This is a genomic window from Hydrogenophaga sp. H7 (assembly GCF_002025745.1).
Taxonomy (GTDB): domain Bacteria; phylum Pseudomonadota; class Gammaproteobacteria; order Burkholderiales; family Burkholderiaceae_C; genus Hydrogenophaga; species Hydrogenophaga pseudoflava.
The window spans coordinates 56,974-76,250 of record NZ_MCIC01000020.1 but is presented as its reverse complement, the minus strand read 5'-3'; the positions used below and the strand labels follow the sequence as shown (position 1 = coordinate 76,250).

Annotated in this window: 17 protein-coding genes; 3 read left to right on the top strand and 14 right to left on the bottom strand. The window is 70.3% G+C overall.

What is annotated here, in order from left to right; all coding sequences use genetic code 11:
* Positions 1-30: 30 nt before the first annotated feature.
* The 3 genes from BC358_RS21100 to ssb all read right to left on the bottom strand — a co-directional run bounded on the left by BC358_RS21100 (position 31) and on the right by ssb (position 3,282).
* Complete coding sequence (locus BC358_RS21100) at positions 31-1,350, bottom strand: DUF3422 family protein (RefSeq protein ID WP_079367352.1); 1,320 nt, start codon at positions 1,348-1,350, stop codon at positions 31-33.
* 49 nt (positions 1,351-1,399) lie between these two features.
* Entirely contained in the window at positions 1,400-2,644 is a 1,245-nt protein-coding gene (locus BC358_RS21095; RefSeq protein ID WP_079367351.1) for an ATP-binding protein, read from the bottom strand.
* Between the two features lie 137 nt (positions 2,645-2,781).
* Complete coding sequence (ssb, locus tag BC358_RS21090; RefSeq protein ID WP_079367350.1) at positions 2,782-3,282, bottom strand: single-stranded DNA-binding protein; 501 nt, start codon at positions 3,280-3,282, stop codon at positions 2,782-2,784.
* 161 nt (positions 3,283-3,443) lie between these two features.
* On the opposite strand from ssb, the gene BC358_RS21085 reads away from it, so the two are divergent.
* Entirely contained in the window at positions 3,444-4,823 is a 1,380-nt protein-coding gene (locus BC358_RS21085) for a chloride channel protein (RefSeq protein WP_079367349.1), read from the top strand.
* A 15-nt stretch (positions 4,824-4,838) separates the two neighbouring features.
* Here the strand turns inward: BC358_RS21085 and BC358_RS21080 are convergent, their stop codons facing one another.
* The gene (locus BC358_RS21080; protein WP_079367440.1) at positions 4,839-6,023 is read right to left on the bottom strand and encodes an MFS transporter; all 1,185 of its coding nucleotides are present in this window, start codon (positions 6,021-6,023) and stop codon (positions 4,839-4,841) included.
* Between the two features lie 130 nt (positions 6,024-6,153).
* On the opposite strand from BC358_RS21080, the gene uvrA reads away from it, so the two are divergent.
* On the top strand, positions 6,154-9,198 hold the full coding sequence (uvrA, locus tag BC358_RS21075) for an excinuclease ABC subunit UvrA (RefSeq protein WP_079367348.1): 3,045 nt from the start codon (positions 6,154-6,156) through the stop codon (positions 9,196-9,198).
* Between the two features lie 3 nt (positions 9,199-9,201).
* Here the strand turns inward: uvrA and BC358_RS21070 are convergent, their stop codons facing one another.
* From BC358_RS21070 to BC358_RS21045, 6 genes are all read right to left on the bottom strand, one after another.
* Positions 9,202-10,026, bottom strand: a complete 825-nt coding sequence (locus BC358_RS21070; RefSeq protein ID WP_079367347.1) for a MipA/OmpV family protein — start codon at positions 10,024-10,026, stop codon at positions 9,202-9,204.
* A 69-nt stretch (positions 10,027-10,095) separates the two neighbouring features.
* Positions 10,096-10,725 carry a glutathione S-transferase family protein gene (locus BC358_RS21065; RefSeq protein WP_079367346.1) on the bottom strand — a complete coding sequence of 210 codons (630 nt, stop codon included), beginning with the start codon at positions 10,723-10,725 and terminating at the stop codon, positions 10,096-10,098.
* A 13-nt stretch (positions 10,726-10,738) separates the two neighbouring features.
* A complete protein-coding gene (gene pyrF, locus BC358_RS21060) occupies positions 10,739-11,578 on the bottom strand; it encodes an orotidine-5'-phosphate decarboxylase (protein ID WP_179130117.1) in 840 nt (279 codons plus the stop codon).
* A 9-nt stretch (positions 11,579-11,587) separates the two neighbouring features.
* Positions 11,588-13,786, bottom strand: a complete 2,199-nt coding sequence (locus tag BC358_RS21055) for a CotH kinase family protein (RefSeq protein WP_079367345.1) — start codon at positions 13,784-13,786, stop codon at positions 11,588-11,590.
* Complete coding sequence (locus tag BC358_RS21050) at positions 13,783-14,607, bottom strand: polyphosphate polymerase domain-containing protein (RefSeq protein ID WP_179130116.1); 825 nt, start codon at positions 14,605-14,607, stop codon at positions 13,783-13,785. Before BC358_RS21050 ends, BC358_RS21055 begins: the two co-directional genes overlap by 4 nt.
* Positions 14,597-15,160 carry a DUF4956 domain-containing protein gene (locus BC358_RS21045; RefSeq protein WP_066156983.1) on the bottom strand — a complete coding sequence of 188 codons (564 nt, stop codon included), beginning with the start codon at positions 15,158-15,160 and terminating at the stop codon, positions 14,597-14,599. The genes BC358_RS21050 and BC358_RS21045 overlap by 11 nt, the downstream gene beginning before the upstream one ends.
* A gap of 141 nt (positions 15,161-15,301) precedes the next feature.
* Here BC358_RS21045 and BC358_RS21040 point away from each other — a divergent pair, with 141 nt between their 5' ends.
* Positions 15,302-16,189 (top strand): DMT family transporter, encoded by an 888-nt coding sequence (locus BC358_RS21040; RefSeq protein ID WP_079367344.1) that lies wholly within the window; start codon positions 15,302-15,304, stop codon positions 16,187-16,189.
* Between the two features lies 1 nt (position 16,190).
* On the opposite strand, the gene BC358_RS21035 is transcribed toward BC358_RS21040, so the two are convergent.
* The 4 genes from BC358_RS21035 to tsaB form a co-directional block, all read right to left on the bottom strand.
* Positions 16,191-16,958, bottom strand: coding sequence for an alpha/beta fold hydrolase (locus tag BC358_RS21035; RefSeq protein ID WP_066156988.1), 768 nt, complete (start codon positions 16,956-16,958; stop codon positions 16,191-16,193).
* 85 nt (positions 16,959-17,043) lie between these two features.
* Positions 17,044-17,919, bottom strand: a complete 876-nt coding sequence (locus BC358_RS21030; protein WP_079367343.1) for a uracil-DNA glycosylase family protein — start codon at positions 17,917-17,919, stop codon at positions 17,044-17,046.
* Complete coding sequence (gene rimI / locus BC358_RS21025; protein ID WP_079367342.1) at positions 17,916-18,485, bottom strand: ribosomal protein S18-alanine N-acetyltransferase; 570 nt, start codon at positions 18,483-18,485, stop codon at positions 17,916-17,918. Before rimI ends, BC358_RS21030 begins: the two co-directional genes overlap by 4 nt.
* On the bottom strand, positions 18,482-19,234 hold the full coding sequence (gene tsaB / locus BC358_RS21020; RefSeq protein ID WP_079367341.1) for a tRNA (adenosine(37)-N6)-threonylcarbamoyltransferase complex dimerization subunit type 1 TsaB: 753 nt from the start codon (positions 19,232-19,234) through the stop codon (positions 18,482-18,484). The genes rimI and tsaB overlap by 4 nt, the downstream gene beginning before the upstream one ends.
* Between the last annotated feature and the right edge of the window lie 43 nt (positions 19,235-19,277).

Sequence of the window (19,277 nt, the reverse complement as noted above, 5' to 3'; positions counted from 1 at the left end):
CGCCCCGCGCCGCCAGGTTGGCGCAGGGGCTCAATGATCCGCGTGCAGCTTCTCGTGGATCTTCTTCGTCGTCCACCAGACCGACCACAGCACCAGCGGAATCGCCGCGCCGGCCAGCAGCTCCGGCTTGATGGGCAGGCCGATCTCCTTGCCCGCCTTGCCGAGGTAGAGGATCAGGCTGATCACGTAGTACGAGATGGCCGCGATCGACAGACCTTCCACCGTGCTCTGCAGGCGCAGCTGCAGTTCCTGGCCCCGGGTCAGCTTGGCCAGCAGCTGCTGGTTCTGCACCTCGGTGGCAATGTCCACCCGCGTGCGCAGCAGGGCGCTGGTGCGGGTGATGCGCTCCGACAGTGAGGCCAGGCGCTGCGCGGTGGCCTGCACCGTGGCCATGGCCGGTGACAGCCGGCGCTGCATGAACTCGCCAATCGTCTGGGTGCCCGGCACCGGCTGCTCGCGCAGTTCGGCGATGCGCTGCGCCACCAGACCGTCGTAGGCCCGCGTGGCCGAGAAGCGGTAGGCGTGTTCGGCGATGGCGCGCTCCACCCCCGCGGCCAGCGACACCAGGGTGTCGAGCAGGCTCTGGTCGGTGGCGCTCTTGCTCTCCAGATGGGCGGTGATGTCGGCCAGCTGCGCCTCGCAGCGCGAGAGGAACGGGCCGAGCTGCTTGGCCACCGGCAGGCCGCGCAGCGCCAGCAGGCGGTAGGTCTCGATCTCCAGCAGGCGCTGCGAGATGCGGCCGGCCCGGGTTTCGGTGGTGTCGGGCGGCGCCACCACCAGGATGCGTTCGTAGCCGGACTCCCGCAGCATCAGGTCGGTGATCACCATCGAATGGGACTGGTTGCCCATGAGCGAGGCCACCACGGTGTGTTCGCCCAGCCAGGTGCGGCCCTGCGCCAGGGCCTCGTGCGGGTCCGCCAGGTCGCCGTGCAGCATCACCAGCTTGATGGCGGCGATGGTGCGCCCGGGGATGCCGGCCAGCCAGTCGGCCGGCAGCACGATGTGCGAGAGCAGTTCGGGGTCGCGGGCGCCCAGCTGCGCGCCTTCGGGCAGCGGCTGCACCAGCGAGTAGCGGGTGAATTCGGTGTGGCGTTCCCACTTGAGCGTGTAGCCCGGCAGCCGCAGGCGCAGGAAGCTGCCACTGAGCTGTTCGGCCTGCAGGTCCTGCTGGCCCGGCAGGCGGCGCAGGTGCGCCAGCTCCTGCTCACGGCTCACGCCATCGTTGGTCACGGCGATGAACACCACCAGCGCCGGCAGCCGGATGCGCGCCGGCGGGCGGGCGTGCACCTCGTTGTGCAGCATCTCGCGCAGGGGGTCGTTGGTCGGCAGCAGGGGGTGGGCGGTGTCCATGGCGCGATTGTGCCGAAACCCCTCTGTCACCCGGCCCGGCACAGGCGGCTCAGCCCCGGGTCTGCGGCGGTCTGGGCAGCGACACCACGAACCGCGCACCCTCGTTGGGGCGGGCGTGGAAGCCGATCTGCCCGCCGTGCCGCCGGACGATGCCCAGGGCGTTCGCCAGCCCGATGCCGTGCCCGGGGTAGTCGCTTTCGGCATGCAGCCGCTGGAACACGCCAAACAGACGGTCGGCGTGCTTCATGTCGAACCCGATGCCGTTGTCCTCGACCGCGATCTCGTCCATGTCGATGCCTGCGCTGCAGGTGACCGAGACCCGCGGGCTGGGGTGCTTGCTGCTGTACTTGATCGCGTTGCCCAGCAGGTTCTGGAACACGATGCGGATGAGCGCCGGATCGGCCCACACCCGCGCCTCGTCAGGCCACTCCAGCCGCGGCAGCCGGTCGGCGCCGCCCACCAGCTGGGCGGCGATGTCCGCGAGCAGCGCCGGCAGGTCGACCCACTGGCAACGGGGCTCGGCCTGGCGGTTGCTCGAGTAGTCGAGCAGCGCCTCCATCATGACCGCCATCTTCGACCCCGCCTGCAGCACGGCCTCGACACAGCTTCGGGCTTCGGGGTCCTGGCCGACGCTGTCCAGTCCGAGCATCAGCTCGCCGTAGCCCATCATGTGCCGCAGGGGCGTGCGCAGGTCGTGCGAAATGGAGTAGGCAAACGAGGCCAGCTGCCGGTTGGCCTCTTCCAGATGGGCCGTCTGCCGGGCGACCTCCTGGGTCAGCGAGGCCGACAGGGATTCGAGCCGCTGCTCGTAGCGCATGCGGTCGATCTCGACCCCGGCCCGCGCCGCATGCATCTGGACCAGCGCCCGCAGCTCCGCGGAGTCGGGCAGCAGCTTGTCGTCCAGCAGCACCAGCAGCCCGATGCCCTGGCCCTGGGTGTCGAAGATGGGCGCCCCCAGGTAGCTGCTGACGCCCATCTCCTTGAGCAGCGCGTCCTCCGGGAACTCGGCACAGACGTCGCCGGAGTAGACGCACATGCCTTTGCCGACGATGCTTTCGCAGGGAGAGCCCGACAGGTCGTAGCTGAAGTTGGGCGAGAGCGCGCCGCCGATGGCGGTGGCCAGGGAGTGGACCGTCTGGTCCTCCCCCGGGCCGATGACCCCCACGAACACGTACCGGACGCCCAGCAGCCGCCCGAGCCGGGACACCATGTTCTCGCAGCAGCGCAGCCCGACCGAGGTGTCGCCGGCCAGCTCGAGCAGGCCCTGCCGAAGCACGTGCTGTTCCTGATGCATGCGATGACCCAAATGAAGCCTGTTACCTCGGCAGTTCGCCCCCGGACTTGAACCCGGATACGGCGCCGAGCCGACAAAAAAGCCCGCACCCCGGAGAGGGAGCGGGCCTGGTGAGCGGTGGGGCCGTCTCCTTCGGATCAGAACGGGATGTCGTCGTCCATGTCGTCGAAACCACTGGCCGGACGGGCGGCCGCCGGAGCGGGGGCCGGTGCCTGACGGGGCGCGGGCGCCTGGCGCGGAGCGGCGGCCGGACGGCTGTAGCCGCCACCACCACCGCCCTCGTCGCCACCGCCCATGCCTTCGCGGCCGCCGAGCAGCTGCAGTTCGGTGGCGATGATGTCCACGGTGTTCTTTTCCACGCCGGTGGCCTTGTCCACATAGGTGCCGTACTTCAGGCGGCCTTCGACGTAGATCGGGCGGCCCTTCTTGACGTATTCGCCGGCGATTTCGGCCAGGCGGTCGTAGAAGGTGACGCGGTGCCACTGGGTGTCTTCGATGGTCTCGCCGCTGTTGCGGTCCTTGCGCCGGCTGGAGGTGGCCACGCTCACGTTGGCCACCGCCTGGCCCGAGGGCAGGTAACGGATTTCGGGGTCGCGGCCGCAGTTGCCGACGAGGATGACTTTGTTGACGGATGCCATGGATGAACCCTGCTGAACTGGAACCAGGCGCCGCGACGGCGCCGGGGCGGTCGGACATTGTGCCGCAAGTGCCCTTCTTCCCCGCCGTCCGACCCGCGAAGACGACCTGTGAACTGAGATAAACCGGCCGGGGGCACGCTTGCTTCTACACTGCGGGGCCCATGAAAGGTGAGCCGGACTTTTTCCAGAACCTGCAGGACGAGCTGTCGGACGGACGGGGCTGGCTGGACCGGTCGATCGTGCTGGCCTATGCCGTTGCCGCCGGCCTGTGCGTGGTGATCTTCACCCTGATGAGCGAAACCGCCTTCGAGTGGTTCGCGCACCTGCATGCCCGGTCGCCCTGGGCGGTCCTGATCTGGACCCCGGCATTGACCGCCTTCATCGTCTGGGCCACACGCCGCTTCGCGCCCGGCGCCGCCGGCTCCGGCATTCCGCAGGTGATGACGGCCCTCGACCCCCACCTGCCGCGCGACATGCGCCAGCGGTTCGTGTCGATCCGCCTGACGGTGGCCAAGATGGTGCTCGGCTCCATGAGCCTGCTCGCCGGCCTCTCGGCCGGGCGCGAGGGGCCTTCCGTGCAGGTGGCCGCAGGTGTGATGCACAACGCGCGCCGCTGGCTGCGCCCCGGCTCGGGGATGAACGATCACGCCCTGCTGGTCGCCGGCGGGGCGGCCGGCATCGCGGCAGCGTTCAATGCGCCGCTGGCCGGCGTGGTGTTCGCCATCGAGGAACTGTCCAAGAAACTCGAGTCGCGCAACAGCGGCCTGATCATCGCGGCCATCGTCCTGGCAGGCCTGGTGAGCATTTCGGCTTTTGGCAACCTCAGCTATTTCGGTTCGGTGGCCGTGACCCGGCTGGGCTGGGGCGCCCTGCTGCCCGGCCTGTCGGTGGCCATCGCCTGTGGTGTGCTCGGCGGCCTGTTTGCGCGGCTGCTGGCCGCCTCGGCGGCGGGCATGCCCGACCGCTTCAGCGCGTTCCGCAAGCGTTATCCGGTGCGCTTTGCCGCCGGCTGCGGGCTGTTGATCGCCGTCATCGGCCTGGTCACGGATGGCGCCACCTTCGGGGCCGGTGCCGAGGAGGTGCGGCGCATGCTGGCCGGCGAGAGCGACGCGTCCCGTCTGTATGTGCTGCTCAAATTCGTCGCCACCTGGCTGACCACCTGGAGCGGCGTGCCCGGCGGCATCTTCGCGCCCTCGCTGTCCATTGGTGCCGGCGTCGGCCACGACATGGCCCAGCTGGTGGCGGGCGCGCAGTTCCAGACCCTGGCACCGAGCCTGATCGCCATGGGCATGGCCGGCTTCCTGGCTGCGGCCACGCAGGCGCCGCTGACCTCGTTCATCATCGTGATGGAGATGATCGACGGCCGTCCGATGGTGCTGAGCCTGATGGCCTCGGCCATGATCGCCAGCCTGATCGCGCGTCTGATCAGCCGCCCGCTTTACAGCACGCTGTCGGGGCTGATGATGCGGCCCCTGCGCGAAGCACAGGCCCGCGCACGGGAGGCGAAGGAAACCGCGCCCCCGCCGGACGGCGCCAGCTGAGTCCGGAACGGTGTTTCAGCCCTTCGGCGCGGGCGCCTTCATCGGCCAGGCCACCACGAACCAGACCAGCGTCGCCACCGCACAGGCGGCGAACAGGCCAGTCGGCCCCTGGGTGCGGGCCAGCCAGCCGCCGACGGCGCCGCCGACAAAGAAACCCACCGACTGCAGCGTGTTGTAGACCCCCAGCGCGGCGCCGCGCGCATGGGCCGGCGCCAGCTTGGACACCAGGCTGGGCTGGCTGGCTTCCATCATGTTGAAACCGATGAAGAACACGAACAGCAGGCCGCCCAGGGTCCACAGGCCCGGTGCCGCGCCGGCCACGGCCCACAGGCCCAGCTGCACCGCCAGAATCAGGCCGATGGACACCAGGAAGGCCGCGCGCAACCGGCCTTTGCGCTCCATGGGGAACAGCACGCCGCCCATGACCAGCAGCGAGGCCGCCACCGCGGGCAGGTAGACCTGCCAGTGGTCCGCCTTGGCCAGTCCGGCGTCCACCAGCAGCGCGGGCAGCGCCATCCACATGGCCAGTTGCACCGCGTGCAGCACGAACACCCCCAGGTTCAGCCGCAGCAGGCCGGCGTGGCGCAGCACCTCGCCCAGGCCGCCGCGCACCTGCTGCATGTCCGACGGCTTGTGCACCACCGGCTCGGGTGGTGCCACCCACAGCACCACGGCGATGCCCAGCAGCGCCAGCGTGCAGGTCATGGTGAAGATGCCCGAGAGGCCCACCCAGCCGGCCAGCAGCGGGGCGATCACCAGCGACAGCGCAAACATCAGCGCGATGCTGGCGCCGACCATGGCCATGGCCTTGGTGCGCACGGCGTCGCGCGTGACGTCGGCCAGAAAGGCGGTGACCGCGGCCGAGATGGCGCCCGCGCCCTGCACCGCGCGGCCGACGGCCAGCCAGGTGAGGTCCGGCGCCCAGGCGGCGATGGCACTGCCCACCGCGAACAGCAGCAGGCCGGCGACGATGGTGCGCTTGCGGCCGAAGCGGTCGGACGCGGTGCCGAAGGGGATCTGCAAAAACGCCTGCGTCAGCCCGTACAGACCCATGGCAAAACCCACCCGCGCCGGATCGTCGCCGCCGGGCAGGCGCGCGGCTTCGAGCGCGAACACCGGCAGCACGATGAACAGGCCCAGCATGCGCAGCGCGAACACCAGGGCCAGTGAGGCGCTGGCGCGGCGCTCGTCGGGTGTCATGCGGGAGGAGTCGGTCGAATCCGGGGTGGCGGTGGTCGGAGACACGGCGGAATGTGCGGTCGAGGCAAAGGCGTGATTGTCGGTCATGGCGCGTCCCGGGGTTTGGCCGGGAAAGGGCCGGCCTCTTATCATGTCGGGTTGCCCATCTGATGCCCCTCCCGTGGATTCCAAGCTCACCGCCCCCGCCGCCCACCCCACCGCCTCCACCCTGTCGGTGCGCGGCGCGCGCATGCACAACCTCAAGAACATCGACCTGGACATCCCCAAGCAGTCGCTGGTGGTGATCACCGGGCTGTCGGGTTCGGGCAAGTCCAGCCTGGCGTTTGACACGCTGTACGCCGAAGGCCAGCGACGTTATGTGGAGAGCCTGAGCGCCTACGCCCGGCAGTTCCTGCAGCTGATGGACAAGCCCGACGTGGACCTGATCGAGGGCCTGTCGCCCGCGATCGCCATCGAGCAGAAGGCCACCAGCCACAACCCGCGCTCGACCGTGGGCACGGTGACCGAGATCCACGACTACCTGCGCCTGCTCTACGCCCGCGCCGGCACGCCCTACTGCCCGGACCACGACCTGCCGCTGGCCTCGCAGAGCGTGGCGCAGATGGTGGACACCGTCCTCGCATTGCCCGAGGGCACGAAGCTGATGATCCTGGCGCCGGTGGCGCGCGAGAAGAAGGGCGAGTTCGCCGACCTGTTCGCCGAGATGCAGGCCCAGGGCTATGTGCGCTTCCGCCTCAACGGCGAGGTGGTGGAGGCCGAGGCCCTGCCGGCACTGAAGAAAACCGAGAAGCACAACATCGACGTGGTGATCGACCGCATCAAGGTGCGCTCGGCCGACGAGGAAGGCACGAACCCGCAGCGACAGCGGCTGGCCGAGAGCTTCGAAGCCGCCCTGCGCCTGGCCGAGGGCCGCGCACTGACGGTGGACATGGACACCGGCGCGGAACAGGCGTTTTCGGCCAAGTTCGCCTGCCCGGCCTGCACCCACACGGTGGGCGAGCTGGAGCCGCGCCTGTTCTCCTTCAACTCGCCGCTGGGCGCCTGCCCGGCCTGCGACGGCATCGGCCACACCGAGGTGTTCGACCCCGAGCGCGTGGTCGCCTTCCCCACACTCAGCCTGGCCAGCGGCGCCATCAAGGGCTGGGACCGGCGCAACGGCTACTACTTCGCGATGATCGAGAGCATCGCCGCGCACTACAAGTTCGATGCCGAGGCGGCCTGGGAGAGCCTGCCCGAGAAGGTGCAGCAGGTGCTGCTCTACGGCTCGGGCGAGGAAGAGATCAAGTTCAGCTACGCCCTTGAATCGGGCGAGCGCGCCGGCAAGAAGATCGCCAAGAAACACCCCTTCGAAGGCATCATCCGCAACTTCGAGCGCCGCTACCGCGAGACCGACAGCGTGGCCGTGCGCGAGGAACTGGCGCGCTACCGCAGCACCCAGCCCTGCCCCGAATGCGGCGGCACGCGGCTGCGCAAGGAGGCGCGCCATGTGTTCGTCGGTGAAGGCGAACAGCGCCAGCCGATCTACAAGGTCAGCCACATCACCCTGGGCGAGGCGCTGGACTACTTCCGCCGCCTCGAATTGCAAGGGGCCAAGGCCGACATCGCCGCGCGCGTGGTGAACGAAATCCGCCAGCGCCTGAAGTTCCTCAACGACGTGGGCCTGAACTACCTGAGCCTGGACCGCAGCGCCGACACCCTGAGCGGCGGCGAGGCCCAGCGCATCCGCCTGGCCAGCCAGATCGGCAGCGGTCTGAGTGGCGTGATGTACGTGCTGGACGAGCCCAGCATCGGCCTGCACCAGCGCGACAACGACCGCCTGATCGGCACGCTGCAGCACCTGCGCGACCTGGGCAACACCGTGCTGGTGGTCGAGCACGACGAGGACATGATCCGCACCGCCGACCACGTGATCGACATCGGACCCGGCGCGGGCGTGCACGGCGGGCGCGTGATGTCGCAGGGCACGCCGGCGGTGGTGATGGCCGATCCGAATTCACTCACCGGCCAGTACCTCAGCGGTACCAAGCAGATCGCGGTGCCCGCGCGGCGCACGCCCTGGCTGCCGGTGATCAAGCCCGAGGTGAAGGCGGCGCCGGTCAAGTCGAGGTTTCCCATGAGCCCGGCCGCCGAGCGCCGCGCCGAACGCCAGGCCTCGCACGAGGCCACGCTGGGCGAGCTGCAGGAAATCCGCGTGCGCGGCGCCAAGGGCCACAACCTCAAGGACGTGAGCGTGGCCTTCCCGGTCGGGCTGCTGACCTGCGTGACCGGCGTCTCCGGCTCGGGCAAATCGACGCTGGTCAACGACACGCTGTACGCCGCGGTGGCGCGCACGCTCTACCGCTCGCACGACGAGCCGGCCGAACACGAGGCCATCGAGGGCATCGAACACTTCGACAAGGTCATCAACGTCGACCAGAGCCCCATCGGCCGCACGCCGCGCAGCAACCCGGCCACCTACACCGGCCTGTTCACCGGCATCCGCGAGCTGATGGCCGAGGTGCCGACTGCGCGCGAACGCGGCTACGGCCCGGGCCGTTTCAGCTTCAACGTGGCCGGCGGCCGCTGCGAGGCCTGCCAGGGCGACGGCGTGGTCAAGGTGGAGATGCACTTCCTGCCCGATGTCTATGTGCCCTGCGAGGTCTGCCACGGCAAGCGCTACAACCGCGAGACGCTGGAGGTCCAGTACAAGGGCCGCAACATCGCGCAGATCCTGGACATGACGGTGGAGCAGGCGGCCGAGTTCTTCAGCGCCGTGCCCACCCTGCACCGCAAGCTGCAGACCCTGCTGGACGTGGGCCTGTCCTATGTGCGCCTGGGCCAGAGCGCCACCACGCTCTCGGGCGGTGAGGCGCAGCGCGTCAAGCTGGCCCAGGAGCTGAGCAAGCGCGACACCGGCCGCACGCTCTACATCCTGGACGAGCCGACCACCGGCCTGCACTTCGCCGACATCGAGCTGCTGCTCAAGGTCTTGCACCAGCTGCGCGACGCGGGCAACACCATCGTCGTGATCGAGCACAACCTCGATGTGATCAAGACCGCCGACTGGCTGATCGACATGGGCCCCGAGGGCGGCTCGGGCGGTGGCACGGTGGTGGTGCAGGGCACGCCGGAAGACGTGGCGGCCTGCGAGGCCAGCCACACCGGGCGCTATCTGGCGCGCTTGCTCAGTCGCTGAGGATCAGCGCTTGCCGCGGAAGGCGATGCCGGCGCTGATCGAATGCGTCGTCTTGCGGCCCACCAGCGGGCTGCGCGAGGGCGCCGACAGCATGCGCGAGAGGTCCAGGCCACCGAACAGCACCCAGTGCTCGCTCAGCACATGGGTGTACTGCAGGCTGGTGCGCATGTTCTCCCAGCCACTGCTGAGGGTGTAGGGCGAACGCCCGACGCTCTGGGCCGTTTCGGGCGTGATGCCGTAGTGGGTCTGCAGGTAGGTCTCGTTGCCGTAGGTCGCGCCCAGCCCGAAGTCCCAGTAGCTGTGTTCCGTCAACGGGTGGCGGTAGCCGAGCCCGGCCGACAGCCGGGACCCGCCCCGCCGCCCCAGCAGGTCCTTGTCGATGCTGGTGCTCCAGCTCCAGCGCTCGCCCAGCGCCGAGCCGGTGGAAATGCGGGCGCGCAGGGTGGACGGAATGTCGGGCAGGCCGCGAAAGCGGGGGTCGCCACCGAAGTCGCGCCCGTTGTCCATGCGCAGGGAAGCGCCCAGGCGCCAGTCGTTGAAGATGCCGAAGTCGGCGCTGACCCCGGTTTCCAGTTCCTCCCGGCCCGCCTTGAGCAGGCTGGAGGCGCGGGAGCGCGACACCCGGAAAGGCCCCAGCTGGAAGGCCCACATGGGCTTGAAGTCGTAACGCACCGGTGCATCGCCGATGTGTCCGTTGCCGGAGACGACCGAGGCGCCGATCAGGTAATCGCCTTCGATGGTGAGCCAGTCATCGTCGGCAGCGGACGCGGCGACGGCGGACGCACACAAAACCAGACCCAGGCCCGAGCGATGACAAATGGACAGCATGGGCGCAGATCATAGCCACCCAACATGAAGGGCCCCACGGATGCCCCGGCGGGGCGTCCGGCATTGGGTTCAGGCCCGTGCGGCGGGGCGCTGCGCGACCCGGTCGCGCCAGGCTTGCAAGGCGGAAAACCCTTGCTCGCCGGCGTTGAAGCGCATCAGTTTCGCGAACTCGATGGCACAGAACGCAGTGATGTCGGCGATGGTGAAGCGCTCGCCCGCCATCCAGGGCTGGCGCTGCAGCTCGGCATCCAGCCAGGCCGCGGTCTCGCGCAGCTTCTCGCCCTGCGAGCGGCCGAAGTCGGGGAACTGCGGCTGCTCCAGCGGCGCCAGGCCCGGGTGGGTGTGGCGCACGCAGTTGGCGATGGGCAGCAGGAAGTACCACTCGATGCGCCGGTCGGCCATCTCGATGAAGGCCCGCTCGGTGGCGTCCACGCCCATCAGGTTGGGCTCGGGGTACTGGCCTTCGATCCAGGTGCAGATGGCCCGCGTCTCGGTCAGCACGCGCCCGTCGTCGAACTCCAGCGCCGGGATGCGCGCCAGCGGGCTCTTGGCGCGGAAGGCCGCGCTCTTGTGCTCCTGGGCGTTGAGGTCGACGTTCACCAGCCCGATGCCCTGCGCCGCCGGGTCGATGCCCTTCTCGGCCAGGAACATCTGCACCCGGCGCGGGTTGGGGGCCCGGGGCGACACGTAGAGCTTCATGGTCGGCCTTCGTTCAGCCCTTGGCCGCGTTCAGGACCTCGCGCGTGCGCAGCGCCTCGGCGCGCGCGGCGGCCGCGAAGTCGGCGCCGCCGGAGGCGTACAGCACGGCGCGCGAGCTGTTGACGATCACCGGGCCGGTGGTCGCCCCGCCTTGGGTGCGGTAACCGGCACGGATCGTGGCCACCGCGTCGCCGCCCTGCGCGCCCACGCCGGGAATCAGCAGCGGCAGGGTCGGCGCCAGTGCGCGCACGCGCTCGATCTCGGCCGGGTAGGTGGCGCCGACCACCAGACCCAGCTGGCCGTTGAGGTTCCACGGCCCTTGCGCGAGGCCGGCCACGTGTTCGTACAGCCGCGGCTGGCCGTCCACCGAGGCCAGGCGCTGGTTCTGCAGGTCGTCGCCGCCGGGGTTGGAGGTGCGGCAGAGCAGGAAGGCACCCTTGCCGTGGTACTTCAGGTAGGGCTGCACCGAGTCGAAACCCATGAAGGGCGAGAGCGTCACCGCGTCGGCGCCGTAGCGTTCAAACGCCTCGATGGCGTACTGCTCGGCGGTGCTGCCGATATCGCCACGTTTCGCGTCCAGGATCACCGGCACCTGCGGTGCCACCGCCTTCATGTGCCGCATGAGTTTTTCGAGCTGGTCTTCGGCGCGGTGCGCGGCGAAGTAGGCGATCTGCGGCTTGAAGGCGATCACGGCGTCGGCCGTGGCCTCGACGATGGCGGCGCAGAAGTCGTAGATCTTGGAGGCGTCGCCCTTCATCGCCGCGGGGAACTTGGCCGGATCGGGGTCGAGGCCGACGCAGAGCAGGGACTGGTTCTGGCGCTCTGCCGCGCCCAGCATGTCGAGGAAGGTCATGCCCGAATTTTACGAACCCTGCGGTCGCGCGGCGGTGCCCGCCGGCTCGCAGGACGGGCCCAGCACGGGCCGCAGCACCAGCGGCTGGTCCACCACCAGGTCCAGCGAGGCCGCACGGGTGCCCTGCCCCTGCCAGCCTTGGACGCGGCGGCACGGGCCTTCGAGCACCTCGATCTTCAGCGCCATGCCCTTGAAGTAGCGCAGCGTCACCGGCTGCGACGGATCGCCCTCGTGGCGCAGTCCGTTGACCTGCAGCACCGCGCCCGGCACCAGCGGCCCCAGCTGGATCGCCACCGGCGCCTCCAGCCCGAACAGCGACTGGAACTCCGCCAGTTGCGCCCCCACCCGCTGGCTGGCAAACCCCTTGACGTGGCGGACCGAGCGCTCCCAGGCCGCCACGTCGGCCGGCACGCGCCAGCGGTTGATGTGGTGCGGCACTTCGGTGGCGATCTCCCCGCGGTACTGGTCGACGAATCGGTGCACGCGCTCCGGTGCGAAGCGGGTGTTCAGCAGGTCCACATAACGCTGCAGGAACCGCGCCCGGACCGCCGGGTCCTTCATGAGCGCGCGGAACAGCCGGGTGCTCCAGGCCAGGTCCGGCCGGCCGCGCGGCCCCTGATCCGACAGCATGTCGGTCAGCTTGGGGGTGCCCGGCACGTGGAAGGAGGCGTCCATGTCGTTGGCCGGCCAGTGCCATTTGCGGTGCGCCTGGGCCCGCGGGGGCACCGAGGCCGACGGACGCACCCGCCAGGCCTGCATGTTGTTGAAGGGCCAGTCGATGTTGCCGACATAGATCTGCGCGATGTGCAGGTCGATGTAGCTGGCCAGGTCCATCTCGGCCTCGGCCACCGGCCCCGCCGGGCGGCCCGCCGCCGTCGCGGCCTCGATGCGCCCGATCAGGTCCAGCCATTCGGGCGCCATGCCCGGCTGCTCCTCCGAGACCCCGTAGTTCCGGCTGAGTTCGATGTCCGAGTCCTTGACGCCCGCCAGGCCGGCGAAGTGGTCATCGCCCAGGCGCTCGCGCAGGTTGAACAGCCCCCAGTACTCACCGTTCACAAACACCGACACCGGGCGGCTGCGCGAGACCTCCAGGTGCAGACCGTCCAACACCCGGTGCAGCACGGCGTCCCGGAACAGCGCCCCCGTGCGGTCGTTGCCCGCGTTGCGCAGGATGACCTGCTTGGCCGGAAAGGGCCGGTCCATGGAACCGAACACGTCCATGTCGTCCTGGCCGTAGCGCTTGCGTGCGTGCAGGCGCATGGACTTGTTGGTCGCCGCCCGGCTGAAGGCCCCGTGCACCCGCAGACCCGCCGACTGCGCGGCCGGCTGGGACTGCAGCCGGCCGTTTTCCATGCCCAGGTATTCCACGTGCACGGCGCGCTCGGAGCTGTCGCCCTCGTCGCGCCAGTTGGCGTCGGCCGTGCCCGCGGTGGCGGTGTGGTGCGGATGCCGTTCGCGCCAGGCGTCGAAGCGCCGCCCGGCCACCAGCACGCCCTGCTCGTGGCCGAACAGGTCCTCAGGGTCGGCCGTGAGCACCACCACCGGCAGGTTGAAACGCGCCGGGTTGCCGAAGAAGAAGCTGCGGGTCACGACGTGGCTGCGCTCGCCGCGCGGACCGACCGCCACCGCCCGCACCACCACGGCCCGGTCCACCTGGCCATCGCTGGCGCGGGGGTGCACCAGCGCCTGCGCCGGGTCTGCACCCGCCCAGGCGTCGATCCCATTGCGCGAGTACTCCAGGAACTCGTCCCACACCCGCTGCAACCCATAGGGGTCCGCGCCGGGGGGTGCCGGTGGCAGATGCGCCACCGGCTGGTCGCCGTAGCTGGTGGGGATGCGGGCGTAGCGGCCCGCGCCGCTCAACACGCGGGAGAGCTTGATCGGCCCGCGGTACGGCAGCGTCACCAGCCGCCCTTTTTCCAGCACACCGTCCTTGCTGCGCGGCGAGCGGCGGTAGGCGGTCTTGTACTGGAAGCTGCGCTCGTAGGGGAACTGCACGTAGGGCGTCGAACCGTCCAGCGTGTAGAAGATCGAGACCCCGGCGTCGGGATGGTAGAGCTTGAGCTTGAAGGTGTAGGGGTGGAACCCCGCCTCGTGCGAGAACTGCGGCGGGCTGATGATGTCGGCCGCCTGCGCCGGCCAGCAGGCACAGGCCAGCAGCAGCACCAGGCAACGCAGGGCCTGGCCCAGACCGTTCAGAAAACTCATGCCGGCACCTCCGCCGGGCACATCGGCGGGGCCGCAGGCGCCACCGGGTGGCACCCGAGCCGCCGGTGGTTGGCGCCGAAGCGGCTGGCACCGGTCCAGAGCCCGCACGCCAGCAGGCCGATGCAGTACTTGGACATTTGCGCCTGCGGCCGCAGGCCGGCATCGCGCAGCAGGCGGTCGGTCAGCGACATCGGCCGCGCCGACTTGACCTCGACGATCACGCTGGCCGTTGTCTGGTGGACCCTGAGGTCGGTGGGATGGCTGAACGACAGGCCGGAGTCGATGGTGACCCGGGTCTGGTCGCGCGCGTCGAACAGGGTGATGCGCCGGTAACCCACGTCCAGCGTCGGCAGGAAGGGACGGTCGGCCGCCGCGCCGGCGATCTGCCGGATGCGGCCGAGCAGGCCGCCGAAGTCGGCGCCCAGATCGTCCGGGCCAGTCAGAGGCACCCGCGACTTGGCGGTCGCCGCCACCCGGGTCTTTTCCTTGAGCTCGCAGAAGGCCAGGCCGCTGTCCTCGTAGCGCCGGATGCGCAGCTTGAAGCGGTTGGCCCGGCCCTGGTTGTGGGCCCGGAAGCACAGCAGGTCGGGCGTGTCGTAGTAGCGGCTCTGGTAGCCGTGCGAGCGCAGGCCGTCGATCTCCAGCACCGTGTGGCTGAAGCGTAGCACGTCGAACAGACCATCCAGCGCCGCCGGGTCCAGCACGTACTTGCGCTCCAGCCGCTTGAGCAGGGCGGCCTGCCCGTTCAGCTCGGCCAGACCGATGGCAGCGAACCCGGCCAGCCGGGACGCGGGGACGGCGCCCGGATGATCAGTACTCAACCTGCAGCTCCACGGTCTCGGTGATGCCACACACCCGGACCAGCTGGACGCGCTGCGCCTTCAGCCCGGTCTGGCGGCCCACGGCCTCGACCACCGCGGCCTCGTCGCCCACGTCGAAGCTGCGGTCCATGTCCAGCTTGATGCGCGTGCTGCGCAGCGGGCGGCTGAGCCTGGGGTGGTCCAGCACGTAGACCGAGGCCAGCATGGCCAGGATGATGATGACCATCAGGCCGCGGTCGATCGCGTTGATGGCGAACAGCACCGCCATCGAGGCGCTGCCGAAGAAGTAGGCGATGTCCACCCGGGACAGCTGCTCGGAGCGCAGCGTGAACAGCGCCAGGATCGCGAACAGGCCAAAACCCGCCGCCAGCGAGAACTGCACGTCGGCCAGCACCGTGAGGACGGCGAACACGAACACGTTGAGCAGCAGGGCGGAGACCGCGGTGTCGCGGTTGTGGTGCCTTCTGTAATAGAGGCCAAACATCAGCACACTGGCTGCGCCCAGGTTGAGCGAGAACCGTGCGATGAATTCCAGATACCAGATGATTTCCATGGGCCGGCGGGCGTTGGTTGGACAACAATCACGACCGACCGGAGGCGTCGGATTCGGGCAAAGCGGGCGATTTTATTAAATCCGCTTAAGAATCCGTTCCGCCTCATCGACAACCGTCCCCATCACCGTGATGCTCTGCACATGTCGCTTTCCCGCCAGCAACTCGTTCTGCTCGTCCTGCTCACCCTGGTCTGGGGCATCAACTGGCCGATCATGAAGTTCGGGGTCACCGGCTTTCCACCGCTGACCTTCCGCGCCCTGTGCATGTGGCTGGGGCTGCCGCTGCTGGGCGGCTTCCTGTGGCTGCGGTGCGTGCCGTTCACCATCGGCCGCGAACACTGGCGAGAGCTGGCCGTGCTCACGGTGTTCAACATGTTCTTCTGGCACACACTGGCGATCCTGGCGGTCCAGTCGCTCTCCAGCGGGCGCGCCGCCATCCTGGGCTACACCATGCCGGTGTTCTCGGCCGTGATCGGCGCGCTGTGGTTCGGTCAGCGGCTGGTGACGCGCGCCTGGGCCGGCGTGGCCGCCGCCGCGCTGGGCGTGGTGCTGCTGCTGTGGCACGAGATCACCACCCTCTCGGGGCGGCCGCAGGGCGTCGCGATGATGCTGGTGGCCGCCGCCACCTGGGCCATCGGCACGCAGCTGATGCGCCGCACCCGCATCGCTGCGCCCACGCTGGCGATCAGCTTCTGGATGACGGTGGCGACCACGCTGTGGATGTCGACGCTGGCGCTGCTGTTCGAACGCGGCCAGTGGCTGGCCCCCAATCCCGCGCAGTGGGCGGCCATCGCCTACAACGCGGTCGGCGTGTTCGCCTTCGCGCAGGTGGCCTGGCTGGTGCTGGCGCGCGAGCTGCCGCCCATCGCGTCCACGCTGTCGGTGATGTTCATCCCGGTGCTGGGCGTGTTCAGCGGCGCCTGGTGGCTGGGCGAGGTGCTGCACTGGCAGGACTGGACCGCCGTGGCGCTGGTGATGCTCTCGATCGCCACGGTGCTGTGGCCCGCCCGCTCCACCGCGGCCACCTGAGTCACATCGCCTTCATCAGGAAACGTTCGATGGACGTCGCGAGCGCGATCGGCGTCTCGTCCATCGGGTAGTGGCCGGCGTTGGCCATCACCTCCAGCGTGGCATTCGGGTAGTGCTGCAGCCAGGTGGCCTTGCAGGTCTCGGCGCCCAGCGCCGGGTCGTGTTCGCCCGCGATCACCAGCACCGGCAGGGTCTGGCCCTGCACCCGGTCCAGCACCGAGGTCTTGGCCCACGCCACGAGGTAGTCGGCCACCGCGGTTTCATCCGAGTGCTGCAGCGAGCGCCGGGCCATGCCGTCGAGCCAGACGCCCGAGAGCCGGTTGCCGGTGGTCAGGTCGATGATGGCGCGGCGCGTGCCCACGTCCTTGGCCGCGGCCGAGAAGAAGGTCCAGCCCGCATCGTCGAAAGGCACACCCGAGGCCGGCACCGGTGTCACGCCCACCAGGGCCTGCACCCGCTGCGGCGCGTCGGCCAGCAGCTGCTGGATCGCCAGCCCGCCCATCGAATGCCCGACCAGGGCAAAGCGGTCCCAGCCCAGCGCGTCGGCCAGCGCCAGCGCGTCCTGCGCGATCTGGGCCATGGTGTAGGGGCCGCCGCTGTCCTTGCGGTGGCCGTAGCCGCGCTGGTCGAGGAAGGCGTAGGTGAAGGCGTCCTTGTCCAGGTGCTGGACCATGGGGCCCCAGCCGCGGGCATGGCCGAACCAGCCATGCAGGCACAGCACCTTGCGCGGGCCGGTGCCGATGAGGGGGGCGTCGAAGAGCTGGGTCATGGGGGTCTCCCGTCGTTGGTGATGACCGCAGGATCGCGCGACCGGCGCTGGCCGCCAACCCGGGGGAACCCCTGCCCCCGGACCGTCAGAGGCCTTCGGCCGTCTCCATCGCCAGGCAGAGGTCTTCCCAGGCCTTGGCCTTGTCGGCCGGGGTGCGCAGCAGGTAGGCGGGATGGTAGGTCACGATCACCGGCACGCCTTCGTAGCGGTGCACGCGGCCGCGCAGGCGGCCGATGGGCTCCTCGGTGCGCAGCAGCGACTGCACCGCAAAGCGCCCCATCGCCACGATGATCTTGGGCTTCACCAGCGCGACCTGGCGCGCCAGGTAGGGCTCGCACTGCGCGACCTCCTGCGGCTGGGGGTTGCGGTTGGCCGGCGGGCGGCACTTGAGCACGTTGGCGATGTAGGCACCCTTGACGCCCTCGCCCGTGCGGCTGCGGCCGACGGCACGCAGCATGTTGTCCAGCAGCTGACCGGCCGCGCCCACGAAGGGCTCGCCCTGCAGGTCCTCGTTCTCGCCCGGCGCCTCGCCGACGATCATCCAGTCGGTCTGCGTGTCGCCGACGCCGAACACCGTGTTGCGCCGTGTCTTGCACAGGCCACAGGCCTCGCAGCCGGCCACGGCCGCCCGCAGCGCCGGCCAGTCCATCTGCGCCACGCCGGCCGGGCGCAGGCGCTCGGTGGCCGCGGGTGATGTCGGCACGGCCACCGGTGCAACGGCCGGTGCAGCCGGCGCCGTCCTCGGCGCGGTGGCGGGTGCAGGAGGGGCTGAGGGGCGGGTCTCGGCCGGCGGGGGCGCCACCGGAGCAGACACCGCCGGCACCGCAGCCGGTGCAGGCTCCACCGCGGCCGCATCGGCGCGCGGCGCCCAGACGCGCACGCCCATCTCGGCCAGCATCGCACGCTGGCGCGCGTCCAGCTGCGGCACGAAGGAGGTGGGGTCGTCGTTGGCGTCGCTCATGCGCCGTCTCCCGGGCCGCGGACCGCCAGGTCCAGGCTCATCACCACCGCGTCCTCGCGCTGCAGTCCCCCGGCCGGGTAATAAGCGCGGCGCAGGCCGACCTGCTGGAAGCCATAGCGGGTGTAGAGCGTGCGCGCCGGGTCGTTGCCCGCGCGCACCTCCAGCCACAGCCACTGCGCGCCCTGGCCGCGCGACCACAGCACCAGGGCGTCGAGCAGGAAGCGCGCCCAGCCCTGGCGCTGCTGTGCGGGCGCGACCGTGATGTTGAGCAGGTGCACCTCGTCCACACCGGGCATGGCCACCAGGTAGCCCAGCAGCACCCGGCCGTCGCTGCGCTGCGGGTGCGGCACCTCGCCCGGCAGGGGCTCGGCCAGCAGCATCACGGCGGGGTGGCCGCTGGCCAGCGAATCGGCGAAATGGCGCCGCGACCAGGGGTGGGCATAGGCCGTCTTCTCGACCTCGCAGACCGCGTCCAGGTCGGCGTCCGTCATGGGCTCGAAGGCCACCCGGCGGCCGCGCTGGGGATCGGCAGCCGCCGCAGGCCAGGGCGCAGCCAGGGCGGTCATGCCCGGCCCTCCCGTTCCAGCGTGGTGCGCGCGACCTTGTCGCGCACGTACAGCGGCAGCGCCTCGCGCGCGTCCACCGCGTGGCCCGCCGCCAGCAGCGCCGGCGCCAGCGACAGCAGGGCCTGGGCCGTGGGCAGCGCGGGCTGCCGGGGGAGCGCCGGCAGGTCCAGCCGGTCGCGGTACACCTCGAACACGTTGCCGGCCAGCAGCACGTCGCGCCCGTCGTCCGGTGCGGCGGCGCGCAGCCAGCCGCCCAGGTCCTGCGGAGCACACAGGCGCGGCGCCTGCAGCGGCCCGGTCCGCAGACCTTCGGGGCCGCAGGCGTACAGGGCCACGTACATCTCGTCCATGCGCGCATCCAGCAGGGCGGCAATCACGGAAGGCACCGGCAAACCGTCGGCGATCCGCTGCAGCCGGGCCGATTCGGCCAGCGCCAGCAGGGTGTCCACCGGCAGCACCGGCCGGCCGCCGGCCCCATAGGCCAGGCCCTGGGCGACTGAGCAGGCGGTGCGCAGGCCGGTGAACGAGCCCGGGCCGCGCCCGAACACGATCGCGTCCAGCGAGGCCAGCGACCAGCCCGCCTGCGACAGCAGCGACTGCACCGCCGGCAGCAGTGTGGCCGAGGCCTGGGCAGCGCCGGGGCCGATGAAGGCCAGCGGCACCTCGCCGGGCGCGCCCGAGCCCAGGGCCACCGACAGGGTGTCGGTGCTGGAGTCGATCGCCAGAAAACGCAGGTCGGAAACGGGCATTCGGGGGATTATCCGTGAGGGGCCCGGACCCATAATCGCGTCT

What these genes read in the sequence shown, in the direction of transcription:
- BC358_RS21100 (WP_079367352.1), bottom strand. Translation starts at nt 1,350, where the DNA reads ATGGACACCGCCCACCCCCTGCTGCCGACCAACGACCCCCTGCGCGAG.
- BC358_RS21095 (WP_079367351.1), bottom strand. Translation starts at nt 2,644, where the DNA reads ATGCATCAGGAACAGCACGTGCTTCGGCAGGGCCTGCTCGAGCTGGCC.
- ssb (WP_079367350.1), bottom strand. Translation starts at nt 3,282, where the DNA reads ATGGCATCCGTCAACAAAGTCATCCTCGTCGGCAACTGCGGCCGCGAC.
- BC358_RS21085 (WP_079367349.1), top strand. Translation starts at nt 3,444, where the DNA reads ATGAAAGGTGAGCCGGACTTTTTCCAGAACCTGCAGGACGAGCTGTCG.
- BC358_RS21080 (WP_079367440.1), bottom strand. Translation starts at nt 6,023, where the DNA reads ATGACACCCGACGAGCGCCGCGCCAGCGCCTCACTGGCCCTGGTGTTC.
- uvrA (WP_079367348.1), top strand. Translation starts at nt 6,154, where the DNA reads ATGTCGGGTTGCCCATCTGATGCCCCTCCCGTGGATTCCAAGCTCACC.
- BC358_RS21070 (WP_079367347.1), bottom strand. Translation starts at nt 10,026, where the DNA reads ATGCTGTCCATTTGTCATCGCTCGGGCCTGGGTCTGGTTTTGTGTGCG.
- BC358_RS21065 (WP_079367346.1), bottom strand. Translation starts at nt 10,725, where the DNA reads ATGAAGCTCTACGTGTCGCCCCGGGCCCCCAACCCGCGCCGGGTGCAG.
- pyrF (WP_179130117.1), bottom strand. Translation starts at nt 11,578, where the DNA reads ATGACCTTCCTCGACATGCTGGGCGCGGCAGAGCGCCAGAACCAGTCC.
- BC358_RS21055 (WP_079367345.1), bottom strand. Translation starts at nt 13,786, where the DNA reads ATGAGTTTTCTGAACGGTCTGGGCCAGGCCCTGCGTTGCCTGGTGCTG.
- BC358_RS21045 (WP_066156983.1), bottom strand. Translation starts at nt 15,160, where the DNA reads ATGGAAATCATCTGGTATCTGGAATTCATCGCACGGTTCTCGCTCAAC.
- BC358_RS21040 (WP_079367344.1), top strand. Translation starts at nt 15,302, where the DNA reads ATGTCGCTTTCCCGCCAGCAACTCGTTCTGCTCGTCCTGCTCACCCTG.
- BC358_RS21035 (WP_066156988.1), bottom strand. Translation starts at nt 16,958, where the DNA reads ATGACCCAGCTCTTCGACGCCCCCCTCATCGGCACCGGCCCGCGCAAG.
- BC358_RS21030 (WP_079367343.1), bottom strand. Translation starts at nt 17,919, where the DNA reads ATGAGCGACGCCAACGACGACCCCACCTCCTTCGTGCCGCAGCTGGAC.
- rimI (WP_079367342.1), bottom strand. Translation starts at nt 18,485, where the DNA reads ATGACCGCCCTGGCTGCGCCCTGGCCTGCGGCGGCTGCCGATCCCCAG.
- tsaB (WP_079367341.1), bottom strand. Translation starts at nt 19,234, where the DNA reads ATGCCCGTTTCCGACCTGCGTTTTCTGGCGATCGACTCCAGCACCGAC.